Origin of the sequence: Streptomyces sp. SID8374 (assembly GCF_009865135.1) — a bacterium.
Classification (GTDB): domain Bacteria; phylum Actinomycetota; class Actinomycetes; order Streptomycetales; family Streptomycetaceae; genus Streptomyces.
In genome coordinates this window covers 2,199,043-2,222,604 of sequence record NZ_WWGH01000001.1, presented here as the reverse complement: position 1 = coordinate 2,222,604, position 23,562 = coordinate 2,199,043, and the positions used below count along the sequence as shown (strand labels likewise).

The 23,562-nt window shown below is 72.4% G+C and carries 18 protein-coding genes; 7 read left to right on the top strand and 11 right to left on the bottom strand.

Annotated features, from left to right (window positions below; translation table 11 throughout):
• Positions 1 to 54: 54 nt before the first annotated feature.
• From GTY67_RS09915 to GTY67_RS09875, 9 genes are all read right to left on the bottom strand, one after another.
• Positions 55 to 1,104: a glutamate ABC transporter substrate-binding protein gene (locus tag GTY67_RS09915; protein ID WP_161278420.1), complete on the bottom strand. Its 1,050-nt coding sequence runs from the start codon at positions 1,102 to 1,104 to the stop codon at positions 55 to 57.
• An 11-nt stretch (positions 1,105 to 1,115) separates the two neighbouring features.
• Positions 1,116 to 2,504: a hypothetical protein gene (locus tag GTY67_RS09910; protein WP_161278419.1), complete on the bottom strand. Its 1,389-nt coding sequence runs from the start codon at positions 2,502 to 2,504 to the stop codon at positions 1,116 to 1,118.
• 415 nt (positions 2,505 to 2,919) lie between these two features.
• A complete protein-coding gene (locus GTY67_RS09905; RefSeq protein ID WP_161278418.1) occupies positions 2,920 to 3,918 on the bottom strand; it encodes a BadF/BadG/BcrA/BcrD ATPase family protein in 999 nt (332 codons plus the stop codon).
• A complete protein-coding gene (locus GTY67_RS09900) occupies positions 3,909 to 5,174 on the bottom strand; it encodes a 6-phospho-beta-glucosidase (protein ID WP_161278417.1) in 1,266 nt (421 codons plus the stop codon). Before GTY67_RS09900 ends, GTY67_RS09905 begins: the two co-directional genes overlap by 10 nt.
• A gap of 2 nt (positions 5,175 to 5,176) precedes the next feature.
• Complete coding sequence (locus tag GTY67_RS09895) at positions 5,177 to 6,079, bottom strand: carbohydrate ABC transporter permease (protein WP_093687124.1); 903 nt, start codon at positions 6,077 to 6,079, stop codon at positions 5,177 to 5,179.
• A gap of 3 nt (positions 6,080 to 6,082) precedes the next feature.
• The gene (locus GTY67_RS09890) at positions 6,083 to 7,024 is read right to left on the bottom strand and encodes a sugar ABC transporter permease (RefSeq protein ID WP_161278416.1); all 942 of its coding nucleotides are present in this window, start codon (positions 7,022 to 7,024) and stop codon (positions 6,083 to 6,085) included.
• A gap of 7 nt (positions 7,025 to 7,031) precedes the next feature.
• Positions 7,032 to 8,363 (bottom strand): ABC transporter substrate-binding protein, encoded by a 1,332-nt coding sequence (locus GTY67_RS09885; protein WP_161278415.1) that lies wholly within the window; start codon positions 8,361 to 8,363, stop codon positions 7,032 to 7,034.
• A gap of 94 nt (positions 8,364 to 8,457) precedes the next feature.
• Positions 8,458 to 9,663, bottom strand: coding sequence for an ROK family transcriptional regulator (locus tag GTY67_RS09880; RefSeq protein WP_161278414.1), 1,206 nt, complete (start codon positions 9,661 to 9,663; stop codon positions 8,458 to 8,460).
• 195 nt (positions 9,664 to 9,858) lie between these two features.
• The gene (locus GTY67_RS09875; protein ID WP_093687132.1) at positions 9,859 to 10,926 is read right to left on the bottom strand and encodes a mechanosensitive ion channel family protein; all 1,068 of its coding nucleotides are present in this window, start codon (positions 10,924 to 10,926) and stop codon (positions 9,859 to 9,861) included.
• Positions 10,927 to 11,241: 315 nt separating this feature from the next.
• Here GTY67_RS09875 and GTY67_RS09870 point away from each other — a divergent pair, with 315 nt between their 5' ends.
• Positions 11,242 to 11,778, top strand: a complete 537-nt coding sequence (locus GTY67_RS09870) for an HNH endonuclease (protein WP_031122726.1) — start codon at positions 11,242 to 11,244, stop codon at positions 11,776 to 11,778.
• Between the two features lie 116 nt (positions 11,779 to 11,894).
• Here the strand turns inward: GTY67_RS09870 and GTY67_RS09865 are convergent, their stop codons facing one another.
• Positions 11,895 to 14,879 (bottom strand): beta-N-acetylglucosaminidase domain-containing protein, encoded by a 2,985-nt coding sequence (locus tag GTY67_RS09865; RefSeq protein WP_161278413.1) that lies wholly within the window; start codon positions 14,877 to 14,879, stop codon positions 11,895 to 11,897.
• A 327-nt stretch (positions 14,880 to 15,206) separates the two neighbouring features.
• Here GTY67_RS09865 and GTY67_RS09860 point away from each other — a divergent pair, with 327 nt between their 5' ends.
• The 6 genes from GTY67_RS09860 to GTY67_RS09835 all read left to right on the top strand — a co-directional run bounded on the left by GTY67_RS09860 (position 15,207) and on the right by GTY67_RS09835 (position 20,876).
• Entirely contained in the window at positions 15,207 to 15,518 is a 312-nt protein-coding gene (locus GTY67_RS09860) for a hypothetical protein (protein WP_093687136.1), read from the top strand.
• Positions 15,519 to 17,705 (top strand): 4-alpha-glucanotransferase, encoded by a 2,187-nt coding sequence (gene malQ / locus GTY67_RS09855; protein ID WP_161278412.1) that lies wholly within the window; start codon positions 15,519 to 15,521, stop codon positions 17,703 to 17,705.
• Positions 17,706 to 17,725: 20 nt separating this feature from the next.
• Positions 17,726 to 17,956, top strand: a complete 231-nt coding sequence (locus tag GTY67_RS09850) for a hypothetical protein (protein WP_093687140.1) — start codon at positions 17,726 to 17,728, stop codon at positions 17,954 to 17,956.
• Positions 17,957 to 18,086: 130 nt separating this feature from the next.
• Entirely contained in the window at positions 18,087 to 18,998 is a 912-nt protein-coding gene (locus GTY67_RS09845; protein ID WP_093687142.1) for a LysR family transcriptional regulator, read from the top strand.
• A 64-nt stretch (positions 18,999 to 19,062) separates the two neighbouring features.
• The gene (gene alc, locus GTY67_RS09840; RefSeq protein WP_093687144.1) at positions 19,063 to 20,217 is read left to right on the top strand and encodes an allantoicase; all 1,155 of its coding nucleotides are present in this window, start codon (positions 19,063 to 19,065) and stop codon (positions 20,215 to 20,217) included.
• Between the two features lie 221 nt (positions 20,218 to 20,438).
• A complete protein-coding gene (locus GTY67_RS09835; protein ID WP_093687146.1) occupies positions 20,439 to 20,876 on the top strand; it encodes a hypothetical protein in 438 nt (145 codons plus the stop codon).
• A gap of 58 nt (positions 20,877 to 20,934) precedes the next feature.
• On the opposite strand, the gene pepN is transcribed toward GTY67_RS09835, so the two are convergent.
• Positions 20,935 to 23,511: an aminopeptidase N gene (gene pepN, locus GTY67_RS09830; protein ID WP_161278411.1), complete on the bottom strand. Its 2,577-nt coding sequence runs from the start codon at positions 23,509 to 23,511 to the stop codon at positions 20,935 to 20,937.
• Positions 23,512 to 23,562 lie beyond the last annotated feature (51 nt).

Below are 23,562 nucleotides of genomic sequence, written 5' to 3'. Positions count from 1 at the left end.
CGTCCACTCCGGCACACGTCCCCTCGGGTACGTACGTGGCCCGGCGCGCCGGGTTCACTCGCTGCGGTACTTCGGGGCGGGCGGCTCCGTGATGCCGGGCAGCCCGGCCGCCAGCCACTTGCGGTACGACACCATCCAGGCGCTGTCCTTCCCGCCCGCCCGGTAGTCGACCAGGACCTTGTTGACCCGGGCCACCAGATCGTCGGCCCCCTTCTTCGCCGCGACGCCGTAGAACTCGGTGGTGAACGGCCCCGCCCCCTTGAGGGCCACCGCCGGGTCCTGCGCCGCCTGCCCGGCGCCCAGCGCGTTGTCCGTGAGGACGGCGTCGACCTCGCCGAGCTGAAGGCGGACCAGGCAGTCCAGCTGGTTGGGGACGGTCAGCTGGTCCCGGTCCCGCTCGGTGCCGTCGAACTCGTCCTTGAATATCGCCCCGTACGACTCCTTCTCCAGCGCCTCGTACGCGGTGGTGCCCTCGCCGGAGCAGACCCGCTTGCCCTTCAGCGAAGCGTCGTACCCCGTGATGGGGGAGTCCTTGGGGGCCAGGATCTGCTGCCCGGTCCGGAAGTAGGCGGTGGAGAAGGAGACCTGCTCCAGCCGCTTGCAGTTGATGGTCATCGTCCGCACGATGACGTCGACCCGGTCCCGCTCCAGGGCGGCGATGCGCTGGTTGGTGGGGATGGCCCGGAAGATCACCGCGTTCGGGTCGCCCAGGATGTCCTTGGCCAGCGCCCGTACGAGGTCGATGTCGAACCCCTCCAGCTCACCGCTGTACGGGTTGCGGTAGCCCCAGCGGTAGCTGTTCTGGTCGACGCCGGCGACCAGCTTCCCGCGCGCCTTGATCTTCGCGATGCCCGGCCCGTCCGCCGACGAGGGCGGCAGGCTCGCCTCCGGATCGGTGCACGCCTCGGCCCGCACCGGCGCGGTTGTCGTCACGCCGGTGCCCGATGTCTCCGCTCCGGCGGTCCGCCCGCTGTGCCAGGAGAGCGGCAGCAGGGTCAGCGCGGCGGTGATCACGCACGCCACCGCCATCGCCGTCACCCCGCCCCAGCCGCGCAGCGTGCTGCGCGCGGGGCGGCGCCTCGCCCACATTCTCGACCTGGTCATCGCTGCCCCTCTCACCGGTACTCCGAGAGCCTGCGGTTGACCCCGAGGATCGCGGCGACCGCTCCCAGCACCGCCAGCGCGGCGGCTCCGATCGGCAGGCCCCGCAGGGCCCCTCGCCCGTCCTCGGCGGCCGCGGTGAACTCGCCCTGCTCATGGGCGAGCGCCGTCCGCAGCGCGGTGTCGACCTGCTGGAAGGACTGCCCCGTGGAGTCCTTCGCCCCGATGATCTGCTCCAGCGCGCCGTCGTAGTCGCCCTGGTCGTCCGTGGCGCGCGCCTTGCGGTGGCGCTCCTGCCACTCGGTGACGCCCTTGGCGGCCTTGGCCACCGGGGCGCTGCCGCTCTCGTCGTCCGCCAGCCGCTCGGCCTGCTTCAGCTGCGCCTGGAGGGCCTTCATGCCCGTGGTGTAGTCCGTCTCGTACTGGTCGGCCGAACCGTCGGCGGTCAGCACGGCGCCGCGCGCCACCAGGGTGAGGTTCTCGTTGGCGCGCGCCTTCAGGGAGTTGATCCGCGCGTTGTTGAGCACGTCGAGTGACTCCTGGCCGTGCGCCATCGCCGACCGCAGCTCGGTGCGGGCCACCGTGTGCCCCACCGCCAGCCAGAGCAGCACCACCGACGCGGCGGCCGTCGCCACCAGCAGTCCGTGGTTGAACACCCGGTTGGTGCGGCGGTAGTTGCGGCGCTGCGTCCACACCAGCGCGCCCAGCACGACGAGTCCGGCGGCCAGCGAGAGGAAGGGCCACTGCCGGGCGTCGGCGGCGTCCCGGTCGAGTCGGCCCGTCTCCGCCGCGTACAGCCGCTCGGCGGCCGGCAGCAGCTCCGTGCTCATCTTCTGGTTGGCGTACCGGAGATAGGCGCCGCCCAGCGGCAGCCCCTGCCGGTTGTTGGCGCGGGCCCGCTCGATCAGACCGGTGTAGACGGGCAGCAGCTCGTTGAGGGTGGTGATCTCCTGCCAGGAGCTGGTCGAGGAGTCGGTGTTCGCCGACGCCTTCACCAGCAGCCGGGCCGCTTCCTCGATGTCCTTGCGGTACTGGTCCTGGACGGCCTTCGGCTCCTGCGCCCCCGCGAGGAAGCCGCTGGCCGCCATCGTGTCCGCGTCGGCGAGCGAGCGGTAGATGTTCGCCGCGTCCGCGCTGAGCGGCTGGCTGCGTCCCACCACGTCGTCGGCGGCGGAGGCCCGGTGCGAGATCTCCAGGGCGGTCACCGCCCCGAACGCCACAACCAGCAGCGCCAGCACGGCCCCGATGATCTGGAGGCGGCCGGGCTCGGTCGTCGCCACGGCGCGCAGCCGACGGCTCCGCACGGCCCAGGTGCTCCGCCGTTGTGCGGGCAGGCCGGTGGGCGCGGGCGCCTGATCGGGCGCGCGCCGCGTCTGCGGGCCGCCCTGCGGCAGCTGTGTCACTCGACCTCCCCCTCGGTCACTGACGGTCCCCGGGCCCCGGGCGATCGGGGCCGGTGCCCGGCCAGAAGTATGGCCGCGGGGACGGGCACGCACATCACGAACGCCTGGATCCCGCACCGGTCAACGCATTCGATCAGGGCGGACGCGGCCGATCAAGGCGATCGGCGCAAGGTGCCCCGAAACATCCCCATAAGCGAACCGGCATCGTCGCCGGCCCCTTCGCACCGCTCCGTTCCGCCCCGAGCCTCCCCGACCGTCCAGCCATCCCCACGCGTTCCGGACTCCCCATCAGGTACACGTGTGGGGCGCCCGATCGGTTCCCCGGTCCCTTCCGCGTTCCCCCGAACGAGGGAGGGGCGCCCCACCGCGTCGAACGCGACGGGACGCCCCTCCCTCGTTCGGGCCGTCCGGGAGATCAGGCGTACTGCGCCCGCAGCCGCCGGTGGACCTCCGGCGCCGCCCGCGTGACATCCAGACCCAGCAGCGCCGCCCCCAGCACCGGCGGCTCGGAGACCACCCGCACCGCCGCCTTCGGGGCGCGTACCGCCAGCAGTTCGGCGATCCGGTCGTTCAGCTGCGGATGGCGCGCGGCCAGCACGCTGCCGCCCAGCAGCACCGGCGCCTCCTCCTCCAGCAGCCCGAGCCGGGTGAGCGCCACCGACGCCATCGCCACCACTTCCTCGGCCAGCCGCTCCACCAGCGCGGCGGCCACCGGATCCCCGGCGGCCGCCGTCGCGAACAGCACCGGCGTCAGCTCGTGCCGCCGGGTCAGCGGGACCGCGCCCCGGTGCAGCGCCTCGATCAGCGCGTACATGGAGTCGAGGCCGAAGTGGCCCGGCAGCGCACGGGCCAGCTCGGTCGGCTCACCGCGCCCGTCCTCGGCACGGGCGGCGAACCACAGCGCCTCCTCCGCGAGCCCCGCACCGCCGCCCCAGTCACCGGATATCCGGCCGATCGCGGGGAAGCGGGCGGTCCGCCCGTCCGGCACCATGCCCACGCAGTTGATCCCGGCCCCGCAGACCACCGCGACGCCCCGGGGCTCGTCCACCCCCGCGCGCAGGATCGCGAAGGTGTCGTTGCGCACCTCCACCGACGTGCCCCAGCCGCGGGCCTCCAGCGCCCGGGCCAGCTCGGCTTCCTCGACCGGCAGGTCGGCGTTGGCGAGACAGGCGGATATATGGCCGAACGAGCAGGGCGCGGAAGGCGGTTCAGCACCCATCCGGTCCGGCAGCGCGGCCACCGCCCGTTCCAGGACCGAACCCAGGACGTCGATCGCGGAGTCCACGCCCACCAGCGGCGGCTGGAACCCGCCGCCCCGGGCCGTGGCGAGAACGGTGCCGTCGTCACCGATCAACGCCACATCGGTCTTGCTGTTGCCCGCGTCGACGGCGACGACCGAGACGTTCACGCCCACGCGAGGTGCTCCCGGTTGTGCGCGATCAGCCGGTCGGTGAGCTGCTCGGCGTATTCGTACTGGCCGATCAGCGGGTGGGAGAGCAGCGCCTTGAAGACCCGGTCCCGGCCACCGCGCAGCGCGGCCTCCAGGGCGAGGTCCTCGTACGCCGTCACGTTGGCGATGAGACCGGCGTACAGCGGGTCCAGCGCCGGGACGGCCAGCGGGGTCGCACCGTCGTGGCCGACCCGCGCCTGCACCTCGATGACCGCGTCGTCCGGGAGGAACGGCAGCGTCCCCCTGTTGTACGTGTTCACCACCTGGACCGGCGAACCGCCACCGCCCAGCAGGGAGGCCGCGAGGTCCACGGCCGCCTCCGAGTAGAACGCGCCGCCGCGCTTGGCGAGCAGCTCGGGCTTCTCGTCCAGCGTCGGGTCGCCGTACATCGCCAGCAGCTCCTTCTCCATCGCCGCGACCTCGGCGGCCCGGGACGGCTTGGTCCCCAGCTCCCGTACGACCTCGTCATGGGCGTAGAAGTAGCGCAGGTAGTACGAGGGGACGACGCCGAGCCGGTCCACGAGCTTCCGGTCCATGTGCAGGTCGTCGGCGATCGCGTCGCCGTGCTCGGCCAGCAGCTTCGGCAGCACGTTCTCGCCGTCCGGGCCGCCCAGCCGCACGCCCAGCTCCCAGGTGAGGTGGTTGAGCCCCACATGGTCCAGGTGGACCTCGGAGGGGTTCACCTCCAGCAGCCGGGCGAACTTGCGCTGGAAGCCGATCGCCACGTTGCACAGGCCGACCGCCTTGTGCCCGGCCTGGAGCAGGGCCCGGGTGACGATGCCGACCGGGTTGGTGAAGTCGATGATCCAGGCGTCCGGGTTGGTGCGGCGCACCCGCTCGGCGATGTCCAGGACGACCGGCACGGTCCGCAGCGCCTTGGCGAGACCGCCCGCGCCGGTGGTCTCCTGGCCGATGCAGCCGCACTCCAGCGGCCAGGTCTCGTCCTGGTTGCGCGCGGCCTGTCCGCCGACGCGCAGCTGGAGGAGGACGGCGTCGGCGCCGGCCACACCCGCGTCCAGGTCGGTGGTCGTGGTGATCTTCCCGGCGTGGTCCTGCTTGGCGAAGATCCGCCGCGCCAGGCCGCCGACCAGCTCCAGCCGGTCGGCCGCCGGGTCGACGAGCACCAGCTCCTCGACCGGCAGCGTGTCCCGCAACCGGGCGAAGCCGTCGATCAGTTCAGGGGTGTAGGTGGACCCGCCACCAACTACTGCGAGCTTCATTGTCAGCCCTTTACTCCGGTGAGTGTGACGCCCTCGACGAATGCCTTCTGAGCGAAGAAGAAGACGGCGATCACGGGGGCCATGACCAGAACGGTCGCGGCCATGGTCAGGTTCCAGTCGGTGTGGTGTGCGCCCTTGAAGGATTCCAGGCCGTAACTGAGCGTCCAGGCGGCCGGGTTCTCGGAGGCGTAGATCTGTGGTCCGAAGTAGTCGTTCCAGGCGGCGAAGAACTGGAAGAGCGCGATGGCCGCGATGCCGGGCCTGGCCATCGGCAGGACGACCTTGATCAGCGTACGGAACTCACCGCAGCCGTCCACCTTGGCCGCGTCCAGGTACTCGTTCGGGATGGTCAGAAGAAACTGCCGCAGCAGGAAGATGGAGAACGCGTCACCGAAGGCCATCGGGATGATCAGTGGCCACAGGGTGCCGGAGAGGTCCATCTGCTTCGCCCAGAACAGGTACATGGGGATGATGACGACCTGCGGCGGCAGCATCATCATCGAGATGACGAGCATCAGGGACAGCTTGCGGCCCCGGAAGCGGAACTTCGCCAGCGCGTACGCCACGGGGATCGACGACACGACGGTGAGTACGGTGCCGAGTCCCGCGTACAAGAGGGTGTTGCGCCACCAGACAAGGAAGCCCGGCGTCTCGAAGACCTGTCTGTAGTTGCCCCACTCCCAGGTGTTGGGGGTGAGGTCGCGGGTCAGCGCCTGCTGGTCGTTCATCAGCGAGGTGAGCACCACGAAGACGAACGGCAGCACGAAGAAGAGCGCGGCGGCGATCCCGAGCGAGTGGACGGCTATCCAGTGCAGCAGCGCCTTACGGCGTGCGGTGCGCGCGGCGGGCGTGTGCGGGGCCTTCGCCGGGGCGGCGGGGGCGGGCTTGTCGAGGAGGTGGGTCATGGCTCAGTCACCGGCCTGGATCAGGTTGTTGCGGCCCCGCATGAGCAGCGCGGTGAAAGCCATGGCCAGGGCGAACAGGATGAGGGCGACGACACAGGCGGCGCCGTAGTCGAAGCGCTGGAAGCCGAGGTTGTAGACGAGCTGGGGGAGCGTGAGTGTCGACTTGTCGGGATAGCCGGGTTCGAAGGACTGGCCTGAGCCGCCGATGACCCCGGAGGCGACCTTTCCGGCCACCAGCGGCTGGGTGTAGTACTGCATCGCCTGGATGACGCCCGTCACCACGGCGAACAGCACGATCGGCGCGATGTTCGGCAGGGTCACGAAGCGGAACTTCTGCCAGGCGGAGGCGCCGTCCAGCTCGGCCGCCTCGTACTGCTCGGTCGGCACGTCCAGCAGCGAGGCCATGAAGATGACCATCAGGTCCCCGATGCCCCAGACCGCCAGCATGGTGAGGGCCGGTTTGGACCAGGCAGCGTCGTTGAACCAGCCGGGCGTCGGAAGGCCCAGGTCCCCCAGGATCGCGTTGACCGGCCCGGTGCCGGGGTTGAGCAGGAAGACGAAGGCGAGCGTCGCGGCGACGGGCGGGGCCAGGTACGGCAGGTAGAAGAGCGTCCGGAAGACGCCCGTCCCCGTCTTGATCCTGGTGATCAGCAGCCCGATCCCGAGCCCGAAGACGACCCGGCAGGTGACCATGACGACCACCAGCCAGAGCGTGTTCCACAGGGACGGCCAGAACATCGGGTAGTCCTGGAAGACGTACGTCCAGTTCGTCAGCCCGTTGAAGGCCGGCGCCCCGAACCCGTCGTACTCCGTGAAGGAGAAGTAGACCGTCGAGACCATCGGGTACGCGAAGAAGACCGAGAACCCGATCAGCCACGGCGACATGAAGGCCGCGTTCCGCAACGCCGATCTGCGGCGCTTGGAGCGGAGAGTGTGCGTCGTCATCGTCGGGCTACTTGGCCTTGGCGATGTCGGTGTCGATCTGCTGCGCGGTCTTCTCCAGACCGGCCTGGAGGTCCTTCACCGCGCCCTTCTCGTACTGGTAGCCGAAGTCCTGGATCGTCTGCTGGTACGTGGAGCCGTTGACGGCACCGTCCGGGGTGCTGGACTTCGGGTGCTGGGCGATGTCCAGGAACGTCTTGAAGCGCGGGTCGAACTTCAGGCCGGGCGACTTCAGCGCCTCGAAGGTCGAGGGCACGTTGCGGATGCCGTTGGCGAAGTTGACGACCGCCTCCGTGTCGCTGGTCATGTATTTGACCAGCTCCCAGGCGGCGTTCTGCTTCTTGCTGGCCGGGGCGATGCCCACGATGGTGCCGGAGAGGAAGCCCTTGCCGTAGCTGTCCGCCTCGTCGTCGGCGACGGGCATCGGCGCGACCCCGATCTCGAAGCCGGCCCCGGCGTCCTCGGCCATCCCGAGCCGCCACTCGCCGTCCAGCTGCATGGCCACCTGGCCGGTGTGGAAGGGGTGTTTGGCGCCCCACTCGTCACCGAAGGTGCCGCGGTACTTCTCCAGCTTCGCGTAGCCGCCGAGGTCCTCCACGAGCTTCTTCTGGTACGTGAACATCTCCGCGAACGCCGGGTCCTTGGCGATGTTCGACTTGCCGTTCTCGTCGAAGTACTTGTGGTCCCACGAGGACATGTAGTGGTCGGCGACGGTCTCGTATCCGTGGAAGTTCGGCATGAAGCCGAGCTGCTGGTAGGTGTCGCCCTTCTCGACCGTCAGCTTCTTGGCGACGCTGGCCAGTTCGGACATGGTCTTGGGCGGCGCGGTGATCCCGGCCTTCTTGAAGGCGCCCTTGTTGTAGTAGAGGCCGTAGGCGTCCGTGAGCAGCGGCAGGGCGCACCGCTTGCCCTCGAACTGGGTGTAGTCGAGGAGGACCTTCGGGAACGTCTTCTCCAGGTCGAGGTCCGACTTCTCGATGAACGGCTTGAGGTCGGCGAAGGCGCCCGACGAGCAGAACTTGCCGACGTTGGCGGTGGTGAAGGACGAGACGACGTCCGGCCCGTTCGAACCGCCCGCGCGCAGCGCCTGGTTGAGCTTGTCGTCGTTGATGTTGCCGGAGACCTTCACCGTGATGTTCGGGTGGGCCTTCTCGAACCGGTCGATGTTCTCCTGGACGGCCTTGACCTCGGCGGGCGAGCTCCAGCCGTGCCAGAAGTTGATCGTGGTCTTCGCCTTCGGGTCGTCGGTGGCCCCGGCCTCGGACTGGCCGGTACACGCGGTGGCGAGCACCGATATCGCGGCGACGGCGACAGCGGTGGTGGCGAGACGGCTTGTGCGCATGACAAAGCTCCCAGGGGCGGGGAAGAGAAGCAGACGACAGGGACGGGGGAGGAGACGGGTTCGGCGCGAGGCCAGGGACGGGGAGGGGGCGGACTCAGCGCGAGGTGTCGAACACTTCGTCGCGGGTGTCGGCGAGCGCCCTCTCCAGGGCGCCGCGCAGCACCGGGGTGCGATCGATCTCGCCGAGGACCAGCCGGGGCCGGGAGGCGGCGAGTTCGGCCAGCTCGGACTGGATGAGGGAGCGCAGGATCTCGCCGCCGGCCGCGACCGCACCGCCGGAGAGCACGATCAGCCCGGGGTCCAGGACGGCGGTGACGGAGGCGAGGCCGGTGGCGAGCCGGTGGGCGTACTGGCCGAGCAGCTCGGTCAGCGCCTCGTCCTGCTCGTACGCGGCGGCCGCCCGCTCCAGCAGGGTGGCGGCGGCCTGCGCGTGCGGCTGCTGGGGGGTGTCGATGCCGAGCGCCTTGGCGAGCCGGGGCACCGCCTGGGCGCCCGCCAGCTCCTGGAAGCCGCCGCTGTTGGCCTTGACGACCTGGCGTACGAGGGGGGTCCCGGGCACCGGCAGGAAGCCGACCTCGCCCGCGCCGCCGGTGAAGCCGCGGTGCAGGCGCCCGTTGATGACGAGGGCGGCGCCCAGGCCCTCCTCGTTCCACAGCAGCACGAAGTCCTCGTGGCCGCGGGCCGCACCGAGGCGCTGCTCGGCCACGGCGACCAGGTTGACGTCGTTCTCGTACTCCACCGGCATCGGCAGGGACGCCGCCAGCTCGTCCAGGAGGGTGGGGGAGTGCCAGCCGGGCAGGTGCGAGGCGTACCGCAGCCGCCCGGTGCTCGGGTCGAAGGCGCCCGGGGTGCCGATGACGACCCGGTGGATGTCGGCGCGGGTGAGCCCGGCCTCCTTCACCGCCCCGTCCAGCGCGTCGGCGACCTGCCGCACCACGCTGTCGGCGCGCCGGCCGGGCGTGGCCAGCTCGAACTGCCCGACGCTCGCCCCGGTCACGTCGGCGACGGCGGCGATGATGCGCCGCTCGTTCACATCGAGTCCGGCGACATGGGCGGCGCGCGCGTTCACGGTGTAGAGCTGCGCGTTGGGCCCGGGGCGCCCCTCGCTGGTCCCGGTGGCGACGACCAGCCCGGCCGCCTCCAGCCGGGCCAGGAGCTGGGAGGCGGTGGGCTTGGAGAGGCCGGTCAGCTTGCCGATCCGGGTGCGGGAGAGGGGCCCGTGCTCCAGCAGCAGATCGAGGGCGGCCCGGTCGTTCATGGCCCGCAGCACCCGGGGGGTGCCCGGTGTGGTTCCCGTCATCGTGGATGCCCCGCCCTCGGCGACTCTGTTAGGAAAGTTTCCTATTCTGGGAGGACGGTAAGACGCAGGTCACCGGGGCGTCAATGGGGGACGCCCGTCCGGCAATGAAAGCGTTACCTCGGACGGCGGGACACGCGGACGCCCCCGGCCGCCTTCCTGGGATCCAGGGGCGGTCGGGGGCGTCGCGGCACGGGCCTACTTGTTCAGGTTGGTCTGCGGCGGTATCGGCGTCGCCGCCAGCGACTGCGGGGAGGTGGCCGACGCGTACGCCGACGGGGGCGCCATCGCCGCCGTCGGGTCCGCCGTGGACTCGGCCTCCGTCTGGAGCGGCACCGCGCCGATCATCCGGATGCCCGCGTCGTCCAGCGCCTGCTTGATGCGCCAGCGCAGCTCGCGCTCCACGCCCACCGACTTGCCCGGCATCGTCTTCGCGGTGACCCGCACCGTCATGGAGTCCAGCAGGACCGCGTCCAGGCCGAGCACCTCCACCGGGCCCCACAGCCGCTCCGACCAGGGCTCGTCCTTCGCCATGGCCTCGGCGGCGGTGGAGATCGCCTCGCGGACGTGCTCCAGGCTCTCCGTCGGGCGGACCGTGACGTCGACCCCGGCGGTGGACCAGCCCTGGCTGAGGTTGCCGATCCGCTTCACCTCGCCGTTGCGGACGTACCAGATCTCGCCGTTGTCGCCGCGCAGCTTGGTGACCCGCAGGCCCACCTCGATGACCTCACCGGAGGCCACCCCCGCGTCGATCGTGTCCCCGACCCCGTACTGGTCCTCCAGGATCATGAAGACGCCGGAGAGGAAGTCCGTGACCAGGTTGCGGGCGCCGAAACCGAGCGCCACACCGGCGACACCGGCGGAGGCGAGGAGTGGCGCCAGGTTGATCTTGAAGGCGCCCAGCACCATCAGCGCGGCCGTTCCCAGGATCATGAAGGAGGCCACCGACCGCAGGACCGAGCCGATCGCCTCCGAGCGCTGGCGTCTGCGCTCCGCGTTCACCAGGAGACCGCCCAGGGCCGTGCCCTCCACCGCCTGGGCGCTGCGGTTCATCCGGTCGATCAAGTTGGTCAGGGCGCGCCGGATCAGATAGCGCAGCGTGACCGCGACGGCCACGATCAGCAGAATCCGCAGACCGGTGCTCAGCCAGGTGGACCAGTTCTCCTCGACCCACCCCGCGGCGTTCCCGGCCTGCTCGGCGGCTTCCTCCAGCGAGCCGCCCGGTTCGGGCGACGGGGCTGCGGCCAAGAGGACGGACAGGTGCACGGCGGGGACCTCCAGAGGGACGACGGTTGACCGATAAGACTAACGAAGCCGGGGGAGTGGATCGTTGCCGTCCTCGGGGGAGAGACAGGTCTCACCGGGGATACGTGTGCTGTGGCCGATCGCACAGTGCGCACGGCCGCCCTGGTGAGGCCCCGCTCCGGAGCCGGGCCGGCGCCCGCCGTGGCGGAGGGTGAGAAAAATCCTCCCGGCCCGTTACCCCTACGTGGTGGCGCTTCGACCAGGCATGAGGAGAGACTGAGATCGGATCGTCCCGGCGCGAGCCACGCGCCGCCGGCGTACAAGGAGGCATCCACCGTGCCGCACGTCCTGGTTCTCAACGCGTCGTACGAGCCGCTCGGCGTCGTACCGCTCCGCCGCGCGCTCGTCCTCGTCCTCGAGAACAAGGCCATCTGCCTCGAGGAGACCGGCGCCTTCCTGCACAGTGCCACCCGTGCCGTGCCCGCGCCCAGCGTGGTCCGGCTCAAGCGTTTCGTCCGGGTCCCCTACCGGGGGCCCGTTCCCCTGACGCGCCGGGCGCTGTTCGCCCGGGACGGGGGGCGCTGCATGTACTGCGGGGCCGCCGCGACCAGCGTCGACCACGTGATCCCGCGCAGCCGCGGTGGACAGCACGCGTGGGACAACGTGGTGGCGGCCTGCCGCCGCTGCAACCACGTCAAGGCCGACCGCCACCTGCCCGAGCTCGGCTGGCGGCTGCGCCACCAGCCCGCCCCGCCGACCGGCCTGGCCTGGCGGATCATCGGGACCGGACACCGCGACCCGCGCTGGCTGCCGTACTTGCAACCGTTCGGCGCGGACGACGTGATGGCCCGGATCGACGGCGTCTCCGCCTGAGACCGGGCCCTTTGCCGTCCCCGGGGCGGGCCTGCGGTACGGGTCACTCGCCCTCAGCCGTGGTACGGGTCACTCCGCGACCGTGTGCGCCGGGGCGCGACCGCGTACGCCGGAGGTCACTCCGCGACCGCGTACGCCTCCACCGACCACAGCGAGTAGCCGTACTGCGTCGCCCGCGCGTCGCCCTGCACCCGGATGAACCGGGTGTCCTTCGCGTCCATCCGCACCGACTCGCGCCCGCCCCGGCCCTCCCGGACGGTCGCGGCGGTGCGCCAGTTACGGCCGTCGGCGGAGACCTGTATGCGGTAGCCGGCGGCGTACGCGTCCTGCCAGGACAGCACCACCTGCCCCAGCCGCACCGGCTGCGGGAGCTCGGCCTGCCACCACGCGCCGTCCTCCACCGGTGAGGACCACCGGGTCTCCGGGTCGCCGTCCGAGGCGGCGGATGCGGGGAAGTCCGGGGTCTCGTCGCCGGAGGAGGAGGCCTTGGCCGTACGTGCCAGATCCGGGCCGCCCGTGCGCGGGAAGGCCCGCACGGTCAGCGTGGACTCCTGGCCGCCGAAGGTCAGCGGCACCTCGTACTCACCCGCCGGGGTGTCCGCCGGAACGGTGATGTCCACCGGCACTTCGGTACGGGACCCGCGCGGCACGGTCGTCTGCTTCGGGACCCGCACCTCGATGCCCTTGGGGGCCTTCGCGGTCAGCGCGCCCTTCACTTCGGCCGGACGCCGCCCGGCCAGCCGCGCCGCGACCCGCTGCGGCTCCCCGCCGATCTCCGCGTCCGTCTCGCCGTGCGCCAGGTCGAGTGTGGCGGCGGGCTCGTCCCCGAACCACGGCACCAGGGCGCGCAGCCTCGGGGCGCCCGCCGGGATCGCGGGGGCCGGCGGCAGGCTGGGGCTCAGGTACGACGGGGGCGTGGTCCGGGCCGCCTCGGGCACCGTGACCCGTACGGCGTCGGCGTGCAGCCCCTTCGCGGCGGTCTGGGTCCAGCCGGTCGGGGACAGCTGCCCCAGCGCCCGCCAGCCCTCGCCCGGAACGTGGGCCTCCACGACCGCACCGGCCAGATCGGGCCCGGGCTCGGCGAGCGCCGTCACGGCCTCCACCGGGCGGGCCCGGCCCAGCTGGACCGTGTAGCTGTGGGTGTCCTTGCTGACCCGGCCGCTGGACCGGTCGACCCCGTTCCACCCGTCGGCGGTCTTCTCGGCCCGGTCCAGGAAGGGGTCCAGCACCCCCTTGCCCACAGTGGCCCGGCCCGCCGCGATCTCCTGGCGCAGCGGCTCCAGCGCCAGCTGGGCCCGCCAGGCGGCCGCCCCGTCGCCCGCCGCCTGGGCCTGGAGCAGGTCCACGGCGATCTCACCGGCGCGGCCGTAGCGGGCCAGCTGCTCGGTCCAGGGGCGCACCTCGTCGGCCAGGCGCCCTTCGGCGGGGGTGGCGAGCCGGTCGGGGGCCTGCCGCATCACGGTGAAGGCCGCCCGCAGCTCGCGCGCCGCCCGCTCGCGTACCGGGGCGGCGGCCGCCCGGGACTGCCAGAACGCGGCGAACAGGGGTTGCAGATAGGCGGACTCCTCCGAGCCGAGCACCGAGTCCGCGCTGTTGCCCGCCAGCGCCCGCAGCGCCTCCCGGGCCCCCGCGTCGCCGCCCGCCAGGTCGTCCACGGCCGCCTGCCAGGACTCGTCCGCGCGGTATCCCTTGGGGTTCCACGCGAAGTCGGCGGCGGTGAACAGCGGGATGCGCGAGGCGGACGCCTGCTCCATCGCGTTGGCCAGCAGCGCCGCCGAACCGCTCGCCACCGCCGGGTCCCGGCCGGTGTACGGCCCCAGGAAGATCCGGTCCTGGGCGTAGTCGTTGACCGGGTAGTTGTCCATCGTCACCAGCGGGTGGCGGAACGCGGCGCGCGCCCCGGCCAGCTCACCGCCGGTGATCTTCTTCGGTACGACCCCGACACCCGTCCAGGCCACCTGCACCCGGTCGTCCAGCTCGGCCGCGAGCGCCGTGCGGTAGTCGGTCGCCCCGTCCTGGTAGAACTCCGTCGGCAGCACCGAGAGCGGCGCCGCGTCCGGGTGGCGCTCCTCCAGGTGCCGGGCGACCGCACCCGCCACCTCGGCCTGCGCGCGGGCCGCCGCCTTGGGGCCGCTGCCGAACGTCTCGGCGTCCAGGTCGCAGTGCCACTCGCTGTAGCTGACGTCCTGGAACTGGAGCTGGAAGACCCGCACGCCCAGCGCCCACATCGCGTCGATCTTCTTCGTCAGCGCCCGGACATCCTGGTCGGAGGCCATGCACATGGCCTGCCCAGGCGAGACGGCCCAGCCGAGCGTCACATGCTCGGCCTCGGCCTTCTGCGCCAGCGCCCGGAACTCGGTCCGCTTCTGGGCCGGGTACGGCTCACGCCAGCGGGCCAGCCGGTAGGGGTCGTCGCCCGCCGCGTAGAGGTACCGGTTCTGCTTGGTGCGGCCCATGAAGGCGAGCTGTGCGAGCCGCTCCTCCTGGGTCCAGGGCTGTCCGTAGAACCCCTCGGCCATGCCGCGTACGGCCGTGCCCGGCCAGTCCCGCACCACGACACCGGCCACGGCGCCGCCGCTCACCAGCTGCCGCAGCGTCTGGACCGCATGGAACAGGCCGTCCTCGCCGAGCCCGTCCAGGGCGACGGTGGCGCGCCCGGCGACCTGGCCGGAGGCGATCCGGTAGCCGCCGGCGGGCAGGTCGGCGCGGTCGGGTGCGCGCAGCGCCCGCAGGGCTTCCCCGGCGCCCGGGCCGCCGATCCGGACCAGGGGCCCGCGGCCGGGCAGGGTCTCGTGCAGGGTCGTGACACCGGCCGCCCGCAGCAGGGAGCGGAGCTCCTCCACGGCGTACGGATCGGCGCCCGGCTCGGCGACGACGGTGGCCTCGGTACCGAGCGGCAGGGCGGGTCCGGTGGCCTTGATGCTCTGCGGCCGGGGCCAGACGGCGGGCGGCTGCGCGCTGTCGGCGCGGTCGGGCGCGGTGGCGGGGGGGTTGCCCGGGTCGAGAGGGGCGGCGGTCGCAGCCGGTGCGAAGGGGCTCAGCAGCCCGCCGATCACGGCGACGGCAACGGCCGTGGCCTGCTTCCTGCGCCCGAACCGCACGTCGCGCTCCCTCGAAAAGGCCTGAGTGGGGTCCGAGCCCACCACCCGGGCGCGAGGGTGTCAATGCGCGTGGCTGTTCTGCCGGATTTGCCGGGAATAGTGACACCTTCGCGCCTGGTGGGGCGGGAGTGACGGACGGGAATGGCTGAAAACGGTCCATACCTGCCGTACGGGGGAACGGAATGTGACCCACAGCACGTTGGGCTCGTTGTACCGAGGTGTACGCCGTCACGCCGTCCCAGGTGACGGGTAGGTCACGTCCAGGTCTGCGCATGCGAGGTCTGGGTAGGTCCTCAAGGTCCTGTTCTCCACGGCCAGGAGGCCACCATGCCCGCATCCGCGCAGCTTCTGCTCTCCGCCCTCTCCAAACAGGTACCCGCCCAGGCCGATCCCGCACCTCTCACCAGCGGCCTTCCCCTCGCCGATGTCGCCTTCCTGATCAGCGGGCCGCCGCTCGCCGATATCCCCCTCCAGCTCGGCGAATCCTCGTTCGCCGATGTCGCACCGCTGACCAGCGAGCCCCCGCTCGCCGATGCCACCCCGCTCACGAGCGAGCCTCCGCTCGCCGCCGTCGCCCCTCTGACCAGCGAGCCGACCGCACCCGGCACCGCAGGGGGCATGGAGTTCCCAGGAGTCTGAATGGGCTTGTCCCGGCTCGCCGCACTGCACGGTGTCGCCACCTCCTACTCCCCGTCCCCGGATGTCACGGTGTCCGTCCCCGACGACACGGTCATCGCCGTGCTCGCCGCGCTGGGCGTGGACGCCGGCACTCCGGAGGATGTACGGAGGTCACTCGTCGCCGCGGAGTCCCGCTCGCGCCTGCTGCCGCCCACCGTGGTGGTCTGGGCAGGTGAGCCGCTGCCGCCCGCGCTGACCGCGCTGCCGCCCGGCTCGACCGTCACGGTCGAGCCGGAGCCGGCGGGCGGGCCGCCCGCGCCCGCCACCTCCTGGAAGGTCCCGGAGACCGCCACCTCCAGGAAGGTGCCGGAAGCCGCCTCGTCCTGGAAGGTCCCGGAGGGCGCGGAGGCCGCCCCGGAGACGGCCGGGCCCCCGCCCGGCTGGACCCCGCCCCCGTACGGCGTCCACCGCGTCCACGTCCGTACGCCCGACCACCACGAGGCCACCGCCACCCTGGTCGCCGCCCCGGCCCGGGTCCCGCAGCCGCCCGGGCGCACCCACGGCTTCCTGGTCCAGCTCTACTCCCTGCTCTCCGCCCGCTCCTGGGGCATGGGCGACCTCGGCGACCTGGCCGACCTCGCCGCCTGGGCCGGGCGCACCCTCGGCTCCGGGTTCGTCCAGGTCAACCCGTTGCACGCGGCCGTTCCCGGGAAGCCCACCGACCCCTCCCCGTACCGCCCCTCCTCGCGCCGCTTCCCCGACCCCGTGCACCTGCACGTCGAGTCGATCCCGGAGTACGGCCACGTCCGCGACCGGGCCACCCTGGAGGACCTCCACCAGGACGCCGCCGCGCTCAGCGAGGCCGTCCTCAACAAGGGCGCACTGATCGACCGGGACGCCGTCTGGGAGCTGAAGCGGCAGGCCCTGGAGCTGATCGCCGAGGTGCCCCTCACCCCCGGCCGCCGCGCCGCCTACTGCGACTTCCTCGCCGAGCAGGGCCAGGCGCTGGAGGACCACGCGCTGTGGTGCGCCCTCGCCGAGGTGCACGGGCCCGACTGGCACAGCTGGCCCGAGCCCCTGCGCGACCCGCGCTCCCCGGGGACCGCCCGCGCCCGCTCCGAGCTGCTGGACCGGGTCGACCTGCACTGCCGCCTCGCCTGGCTGACCGCCACCCAGCTCGCCGACGCCCAGCGGGCCGCCGAGGACGCCGGGATGGAGGTCGGGATCGTCCACGACCTGGCCGTCGGCGTGCACCCGGCGGGCGCCGACACCTGGGCCCAGCGGGACGCCTTCGCCCACGGCATGTCCGTCGGCGCGCCCCCGGACGCCTTCAACGCGCGCGGCCAGGACTGGGGGCTGCCGCCCTGGCGCCCCGACGCCCTCGCCGCCACCGGTTACGCCGCCTTCCGGGGCCTGCTGCGCGGCCTGCTGGCCCACGCGGGCGCCCTGCGCATCGACCACGTCATGGGCCTGTTCCGGCTCTGGTGGGTGCCGGAGGGCCGCCCGCCCACCGACGGCACCTATGTCTCGTACGACGCCGAGGCGATGCTCGCCGTCCTCGTCCTGGAGGCCCACCGCGCCGGTGCCGTCGTCGTCGGCGAGGACCTCGGCACCGTGGAGCCCGGCGTCCGCGAGGCGCTCGCCAGGCGCGGGGTGCTCGGCACCTCCGTGCTCTGGTTCGAGCGCGACTGGGACGGCGACGGCCGCCCGCTGGCCCCCGAGAAGTGGCGCCGCGACTGCCTGGCCACCGCCACCACCCACGATCTGCCCTCCACCGCCGCCCGGCTGACCGGCGACCATGTGACGCTCCGCCACCGCCTCGGCCTGCTCACCCGCCCCCTGGAGGAGGAGCTGACCGAGGACGTCACCGGTACGGCGGAGTGGCTGGCCCTCCTCGCCCGGCTGCGGATGCTCCCCGAGGGCGACGGCAACGAGGAGGCGGCCGTCCGCGCGGTCCACCGCTTCCTGCTCGCCACCCCCGCCCGGATGACCGGCGTCTGGCTCCCCGACACCGTGGGCGACCGCCGCCCGCAGAACCTCCCCGGCACCTGGGACCAGTACCCCAACTGGCGGCTGCCCATCGCCGATCCGGAGGGCCACCCCGTCACCCTGGAGGAGATCGCCGCCTCGCCCCGGCTGCACGCTCTGATGGAGGTCCTGCGCCCCGCGAAGGCCCGTACGGCACCCCCGGGCGAGCGCCCCGCCTAGCCGTTCGCTACGTTGGCACCGTGGACAAGAAGAACGGAATGCGCGCCGGCGTCGTTGCGGCCGGGACGACGCTGATGATGCTGCTCATGTCGGCCCCGGCCCTCGCGTACACCCGCGACGACGGTGACGACCCGGGTCCGGGCCTCAGCGCGATGGAGACCATCGGTCTCTACGTCATCGCGCCCATCGCCCTGTTCGCGGTGATCACAGCCCTGGTCATGGTCCTGGACAAGTCCAAGAAGCAGGTCTGACCCGCACCCGTACGAAGGATGCGCCGCCGGTAGGAGCTACCGCGCGGCGCATCCGCACGTCCGGCGCCGGACGACACGGACCGCACCGGACGGCACGGACGGCACGGACGGCACCCGGTAGGTTGCGGCCATGACCGAGTGGGACGTCAAGAAGCTCCGCATCCTGCGCACCCTGCGCGACCGGGGCACGGTGACGGCGACCGCCGAGGCGCTCCTGATGACCCCCTCGGCCGTCTCCCAGCAGCTCACCAACCTGGCCAAGCAGCTCGGCGTGGAGCTTCTGGAACCGCAGGGCCGCCGGGTCCGCCTCACGGACGCCGCCCACCTCGTCCTGCGCCACGCCGAGGCGGTCTTCGCCCAGCTGGAGCGGGCGGACGCCGAACTCACCGGCTATCTGCGCGGCGAGGCGGGCGAGGTGCGGGTCGGTGCGTTCTCCACCGCCGTGCCCGCCCTCGTCGTCCCGGCCGTGCGGCTCCTGCGCGCCGAGGACCGCCCGGGACCCGACGTACGCGTACGGGAGGCCGAGGCGGCGCAGGCGTACGAGCTGCTCACGGCGGGTGAGGTGGATCTGGCGCTCTCGCTGGCCGCCCACGCCCCGACCGCCCGCGACCCCCGCTTCTCGCTCTTCCCGCTGCTGGCCGACCCGCTGGACGTGGCGCTCCCGGCCGCCCACCCGCTGGCCGGTGCACCCGCGCTGCGCCTCGCCGACCTGGCCGCCGACCGCTGGATCTTCGGTGGCTCGGGCCCCTGGTCCGAGATCACCACGGCCGCCTGCGAGGCGGCGGGCTTCGTCCCCGAGCAGGCCCACAGCGCCGCCGGCTGGACCGCGATCCTCGCCCTGGTCGAGGCGGGCATGGGCATCGCGCTCGTCCCCCGGATGGCCTCCCGGGAGCAGCGGCGCGAAGGCGTGGTGATGCGGGTCCTGGAGGCGGACCAGCCGCGCCGCCATGTGGTGGCGGCGGTCCGGCACGGGGCGGAGAGCGGCCCGGCGGTGGCCAGGGTGCTCAAGGCGCTCACGGAGATCGCTGCATCGTTCAGCTGAGCTGAACAGTACCTGCGAAAACTTTCGATGGACCTGATGGGTCGGTCGGCGTGAAGGTAGGGCCATGACCTTCGACGCGAGCGAGACCACATTCCAGAACCCCGACACCGACCCCCACGCCAATGACGCCGCGCCCTACGGCGGCGGCGACCCCTACGCCGACTACCGGGAGGCGGGCGACCTCCCCTTCACCGAGCTGGTCGACCTCGCCGACCGCCGCCTCGGCGCCGGTGTGATCGCCGCCAACGACGAGTTCTTCGCCGAGCGCGAGAACCTCCTCCTGCGCGAGCGCGCCGTCTTCGACCCCGAGCACTTCGGCCACAAGGGCAAGATCATGGACGGCTGGGAGACCCGCCGCCGCCGTGGCGCCGACGCCGAGAACCCCTTCCCGGCCCCCGAGGACCACGACTGGGCGATCGTCCGCCTCGGCGCCCCCGGCATCGTGCGCGGCCTGATCGTGGACACCGCCCACTTCCGCGGCAACTACCCCCAGCGCGTATCGGTGCAGGCCACCGCCGTCGAGGGCGCCCCGAGCCCGGAGGAGCTGCTCGCCGACGACGTGAAGTGGGAGGAGATCCTTCCGCCCACCCCCGTACGCGGCCACGCGGCCAACGCCTTCGAGATCACCGGCGGCCGCCGCTACACCCACCTGCGCCTCTGCCAGCACCCCGACGGCGGCATAGCCCGCCTCCGCGTCCACGGCGAGGTCGTCCCCGACCCGGCCTGGATCGCCGCGCTCGGAACCGTCGACCTGATCTCGGTCCTCAACGGCGGTACGTACGAGGACGCCTCCGACCGCTTCTACTCCTCGCCCACCCAGATCATCCTGCCGGGCACCTCCCGCAAGATGGACGACGGCTGGGAGAACCGCCGCCGCCGGGTCCGCGACACCAACGACTGGGTCCGCTTCCGTCTCCCGGCGCAGGGCGCGGTCCGCGCGGTCGAGATCGACACCGCCTACCTCAAGGGCAACTCCGCCGGCTGGATCGCCCTCCAGGGCCGCAACGGCGACACCGGCGAGTGGTTCGAGATCATCCCGCGCACCCGCCTCCAGCCCGACACCCTCCACCGCTTCGTGCTGCGCGCCCAGGCCGTCGTCACCCACGTCCGCCTCGACGCCTTCCCCGACGGCGGGGTGGCCCGGATGCGGCTGCACGGCGGCTTCACGGAGTCCGGCACGGCCGAACTGACCCGCCGTTACGAGGAGTCCGCCTCGTAGCCGCCCCCTGCCACCGCCCGGCGGACGGCTGCGCTCCTGCGCCCGCCCGCCGGGCGGTCTCCAACGGGCCGGCCGGCTCAGACCCTCCCGTGGCCCACGACCGAGGCCCGCGACGACCCTTCGGGCCGTGGGCCACGGGAGACCCACCGCGTGCGCGGGCGACCGGGCGGACCGGCTAGCCTGCGGGCGTCGAACCCGTCGCCGCACCCTGGGGGAGCCGGATGGCCGAGGTACTGCTCTCCACCGGGCTGGTCCCAGGCTCCGTGACCGTCGTCGTGGTCGTGTCGGAGGACGCGGACCGTCACGAACGCGCCGTGGCCCGGCTCATGTCGTCCGGCTACGAGGGCGACGACTGCCTCCACCTGGTGCGGACGGACGGCTGGGCCGAACGGCGCCTGGACGGCGGGCTGCTGACCGTCGACATCGTCGCGTACCCCGCCCTGGTCGAGGACGCCGGGCCGTTCCCCGCCCGCTCCCTCGCCGACCCGGCGGCCCTGCGGCTGCTGCGCGTGACGGCGCGGGTCGACCCCGCCGCGTACGCCCGGGCCTCGGAGGCCACCCTCGTCCTGGTCGCGCCCGCCGGGACCCCGGCCGAGGCGGCCGTGGCGCTGGTCCGCTCGGGCGAGGACTGGCCCCTCGTACTGGCGCCGCCGCCGTAACGCACGGGGCGCCCCCGCCGCCGCAGCGGAGAGGGCGCCCCCAGAAGCACCGTACGGACTACGCGGTGGCCGCCGCCGCGTCCGCCGCCTGGGCCTTCAGGGCGCGCTCCACGCCCGACCGCGACTCCGACATCAGCCGGCGCAGGGCCGCGCTCGGCTCGGCCGAGGCCAGCCACGCGTCGGTGGCGTCCAGCGTCTCCTGGGAGACCTGGAAGGCCGGGAAGAGGCCGACCGCGATCTGCTGGGCCATCTCGTGGCTGCGCGAGTCCCAGACGTCCTTCACCGCGGCGAAGAACTTCTCGGTGTACGGGGCCAGCAGCTCGCGCTGGTCCGACTGGACGAAGCCGCTGATGACCGCTTCCTGGAGCGCGTTGGGCAGCTTGTCGGACTCCACGACCGAGGCCCACGCCTGCGCCTTGGCCTCCTCCGAGGGCTGCGCCGCCCGGGCCACGGCCGCGTGGCGCTCGCCCGCCGCCGTCCTGTCGCGCTCGTACTCGGCGGCGATCTCCTCCTCGTCCAGCAGCCCGACGGCCGCCAGCCGCTGCACGAACGTCCAGCGCAGCTCGGTGTCGACGGTCAGGCCCTCGATGGACTCCGTACCGTCCAGCAGCGACTGGAGCAGGTCCAGCTGCTGCGGGTTGCGGGCCGTCGCCGCGAACGCGCGGGCCCACGCCAGCTGGTGGTCGCTGCCCGGCTCCGCCGCCCGCAGGTGCGCCAGTGTCGCGTCGGTCCACTGGTTGAGCGCGGCCTCACGGGTCTCCGGCGCCGCGTACAGGTCCAGGGCCAGCTTCAGCTGCCGGTGCAGCGACTGGACGACGCCGATGTCCGACTCCTTGCCGATGCCCGACAGCACCAGCGAGAGGTAGTCGCGGGTCGCCAGCTCGCCGTCGCGGGTCATGTCCCAGGCGGAGGCCCAGCACAGGGCGCGCGGCAGCGACTCGGTGAAGTCGCCCAGGTGCTCGGTGACGACGCGCAGCGACTCCTCGTCCAGGCGGACCTTCGCGTACGAGAGGTCGTCGTCGTTGAGCAGGATGACCGCCGGGCGGGCGGTGTTCTCCGGGAACGGCACGGTGGTGCGCTCGCCGTCGACGTCCAGCTCGATCCGGTTCGTCCGGACGAGCTTGCCGTCCGCGTCCAGGTCGTAGCAGCCGACCGCGATCCGGTGCGGGCGCAGCGTCGGCTCGCCCTTGGCTCCGGCGGGCAGCGCCGGGGCCTCCTGGAGGACGGTGAAGGAGGTGACGTGGCCGTTCTCGTCGGTCTCGATCTCCGGGCGCAGGATGTTGATCCCGGCCGTCTCCAGCCACGCCTTCGACCAGGTCTTCAGGTCACGGCCGGAGGTCTTCTCCAGCGCGCCGAGCAGGTCGGAGAGGCGGGTGTTGCCGAAGGCGTGCGCCTTGAAGTACGCCTGCACGCCCTGGAAGAACGCGTCCTTGCCGACGTACGCGACGAGCTGCTTGAGCACCGAGGCGCCCTTGGCGTACGTGATCCCGTCGAAGTTGACGAGGACGTCGTCCAGGTCCCGGATGTCCGCCATGATCGGGTGCGTGGAGGGCAGCTGGTCCTGCCGGTACGCCCAGGTCTTCATGGAGTTGGCGAACGTGGTCCAGGAGTGCGGCCACTTGGAGCCCTCGGCGTCCGCCTGGCAGGCGATCGAGGTGTAGGTGGCGAACGACTCGTTCAGCCAGAGGTCGTTCCACCACTCCATCGTCACGAGGTCGCCGAACCACATGTGGGCCAGCTCGTGCAGGATCGTCTCGGCCCGCACCTCGTACGCCGCGTCCGTCACCTTGGAGCGGAAGACGTACTGGTCGCGGATGGTGACCGCGCCCGCGTTCTCCATCGCGCCCGCGTTGAACTCCGGCACGAAGAGCTGGTCGTACTTGGCGAACGGGTACGCGTAGTCGAACTTCTCCTGGAACCACGCGAAGCCCTGCCGGGTGACGGCGAAGATGTCCTCCGCGTCCAGGTACTCGGCGAGCGAGGGGCGGCAGTAGATGCCGAGCGGGACGGACTGGCCGTCCTTCTCGTAGCTGCTGTGCACCGAGTGGTACGGGCCGACGATGAGGGCCGTGATGTACGTGGAGATGCGCGGCGTCGGCTCGAACGTCCAGACGTCGTCCTTGGGCTCGGGCGTCGGCGAGTTCGAGATGACCGTCCAGCCGGAAGGGGCCTTCACGGTGAACTGGAACGTGGCCTTCAGGTCCGGCTGCTCGAACGAGGCGAAGACGCGGCGGGCGTCCGGCACCTCGAACTGGGTGTAGAGGTAGGCCTGCTCGTCGACCGGGTCGACGAACCGGTGCAGGCCCTCACCGGTGTTGGTGTACGCGCAGTCCGCGACGACCTTCAGCTCGTTGGCGCCTTCGCGCAGCCCGGCCAGGGCGATCCGCGAGTCGCGGAACACGGCGGCGACGTCCAGCGCCTCACCGTTGAGCACGGCCTCGTGGACGGCCGGGGCGACCAGGTCGATGAAGGTCTGGGCACCGGCCTCCGCGGAGTCGAAGCGCACGGTGGTCACGGACCGGTAGGTGCCGCCCTCCTGCGCTCCGGAGAGGTCGAGATCGATCTCGTACGCGTCCACGGTCAGCAGGCGCGCCCGCTCCTGTGCCTCTTCGCGGGTCAGATTCGTGCCAGGCACGCGGTCATCTCCTAGGTGTGCGACTTGATATGCGGCGTTTCCGTCATCCTT

Bases quoted from the DNA above. Each gene is read 5' to 3' on its own strand.
- GTY67_RS09915 (WP_161278420.1), bottom strand. From the start codon at position 1,104: ATGACCAGGTCGAGAATGTGGGCGAGGCGCCGCCCCGCGCGCAGCACG.
- GTY67_RS09900 (WP_161278417.1), bottom strand. From the start codon at position 5,174: ATGAAGCTCGCAGTAGTTGGTGGCGGGTCCACCTACACCCCTGAACTG.
- GTY67_RS09895 (WP_093687124.1), bottom strand. From the start codon at position 6,079: ATGACCCACCTCCTCGACAAGCCCGCCCCCGCCGCCCCGGCGAAGGCC.
- GTY67_RS09890 (WP_161278416.1), bottom strand. From the start codon at position 7,024: ATGACGACGCACACTCTCCGCTCCAAGCGCCGCAGATCGGCGTTGCGG.
- GTY67_RS09885 (WP_161278415.1), bottom strand. From the start codon at position 8,363: ATGCGCACAAGCCGTCTCGCCACCACCGCTGTCGCCGTCGCCGCGATA.
- GTY67_RS09880 (WP_161278414.1), bottom strand. From the start codon at position 9,663: ATGACGGGAACCACACCGGGCACCCCCCGGGTGCTGCGGGCCATGAAC.
- GTY67_RS09860 (WP_093687136.1), top strand. From the start codon at position 15,207: ATGCCCGCATCCGCGCAGCTTCTGCTCTCCGCCCTCTCCAAACAGGTA.
- malQ (WP_161278412.1), top strand. From the start codon at position 15,519: ATGGGCTTGTCCCGGCTCGCCGCACTGCACGGTGTCGCCACCTCCTAC.
- GTY67_RS09845 (WP_093687142.1), top strand. From the start codon at position 18,087: ATGACCGAGTGGGACGTCAAGAAGCTCCGCATCCTGCGCACCCTGCGC.
- alc (WP_093687144.1), top strand. From the start codon at position 19,063: ATGACCTTCGACGCGAGCGAGACCACATTCCAGAACCCCGACACCGAC.
- GTY67_RS09835 (WP_093687146.1), top strand. From the start codon at position 20,439: ATGGCCGAGGTACTGCTCTCCACCGGGCTGGTCCCAGGCTCCGTGACC.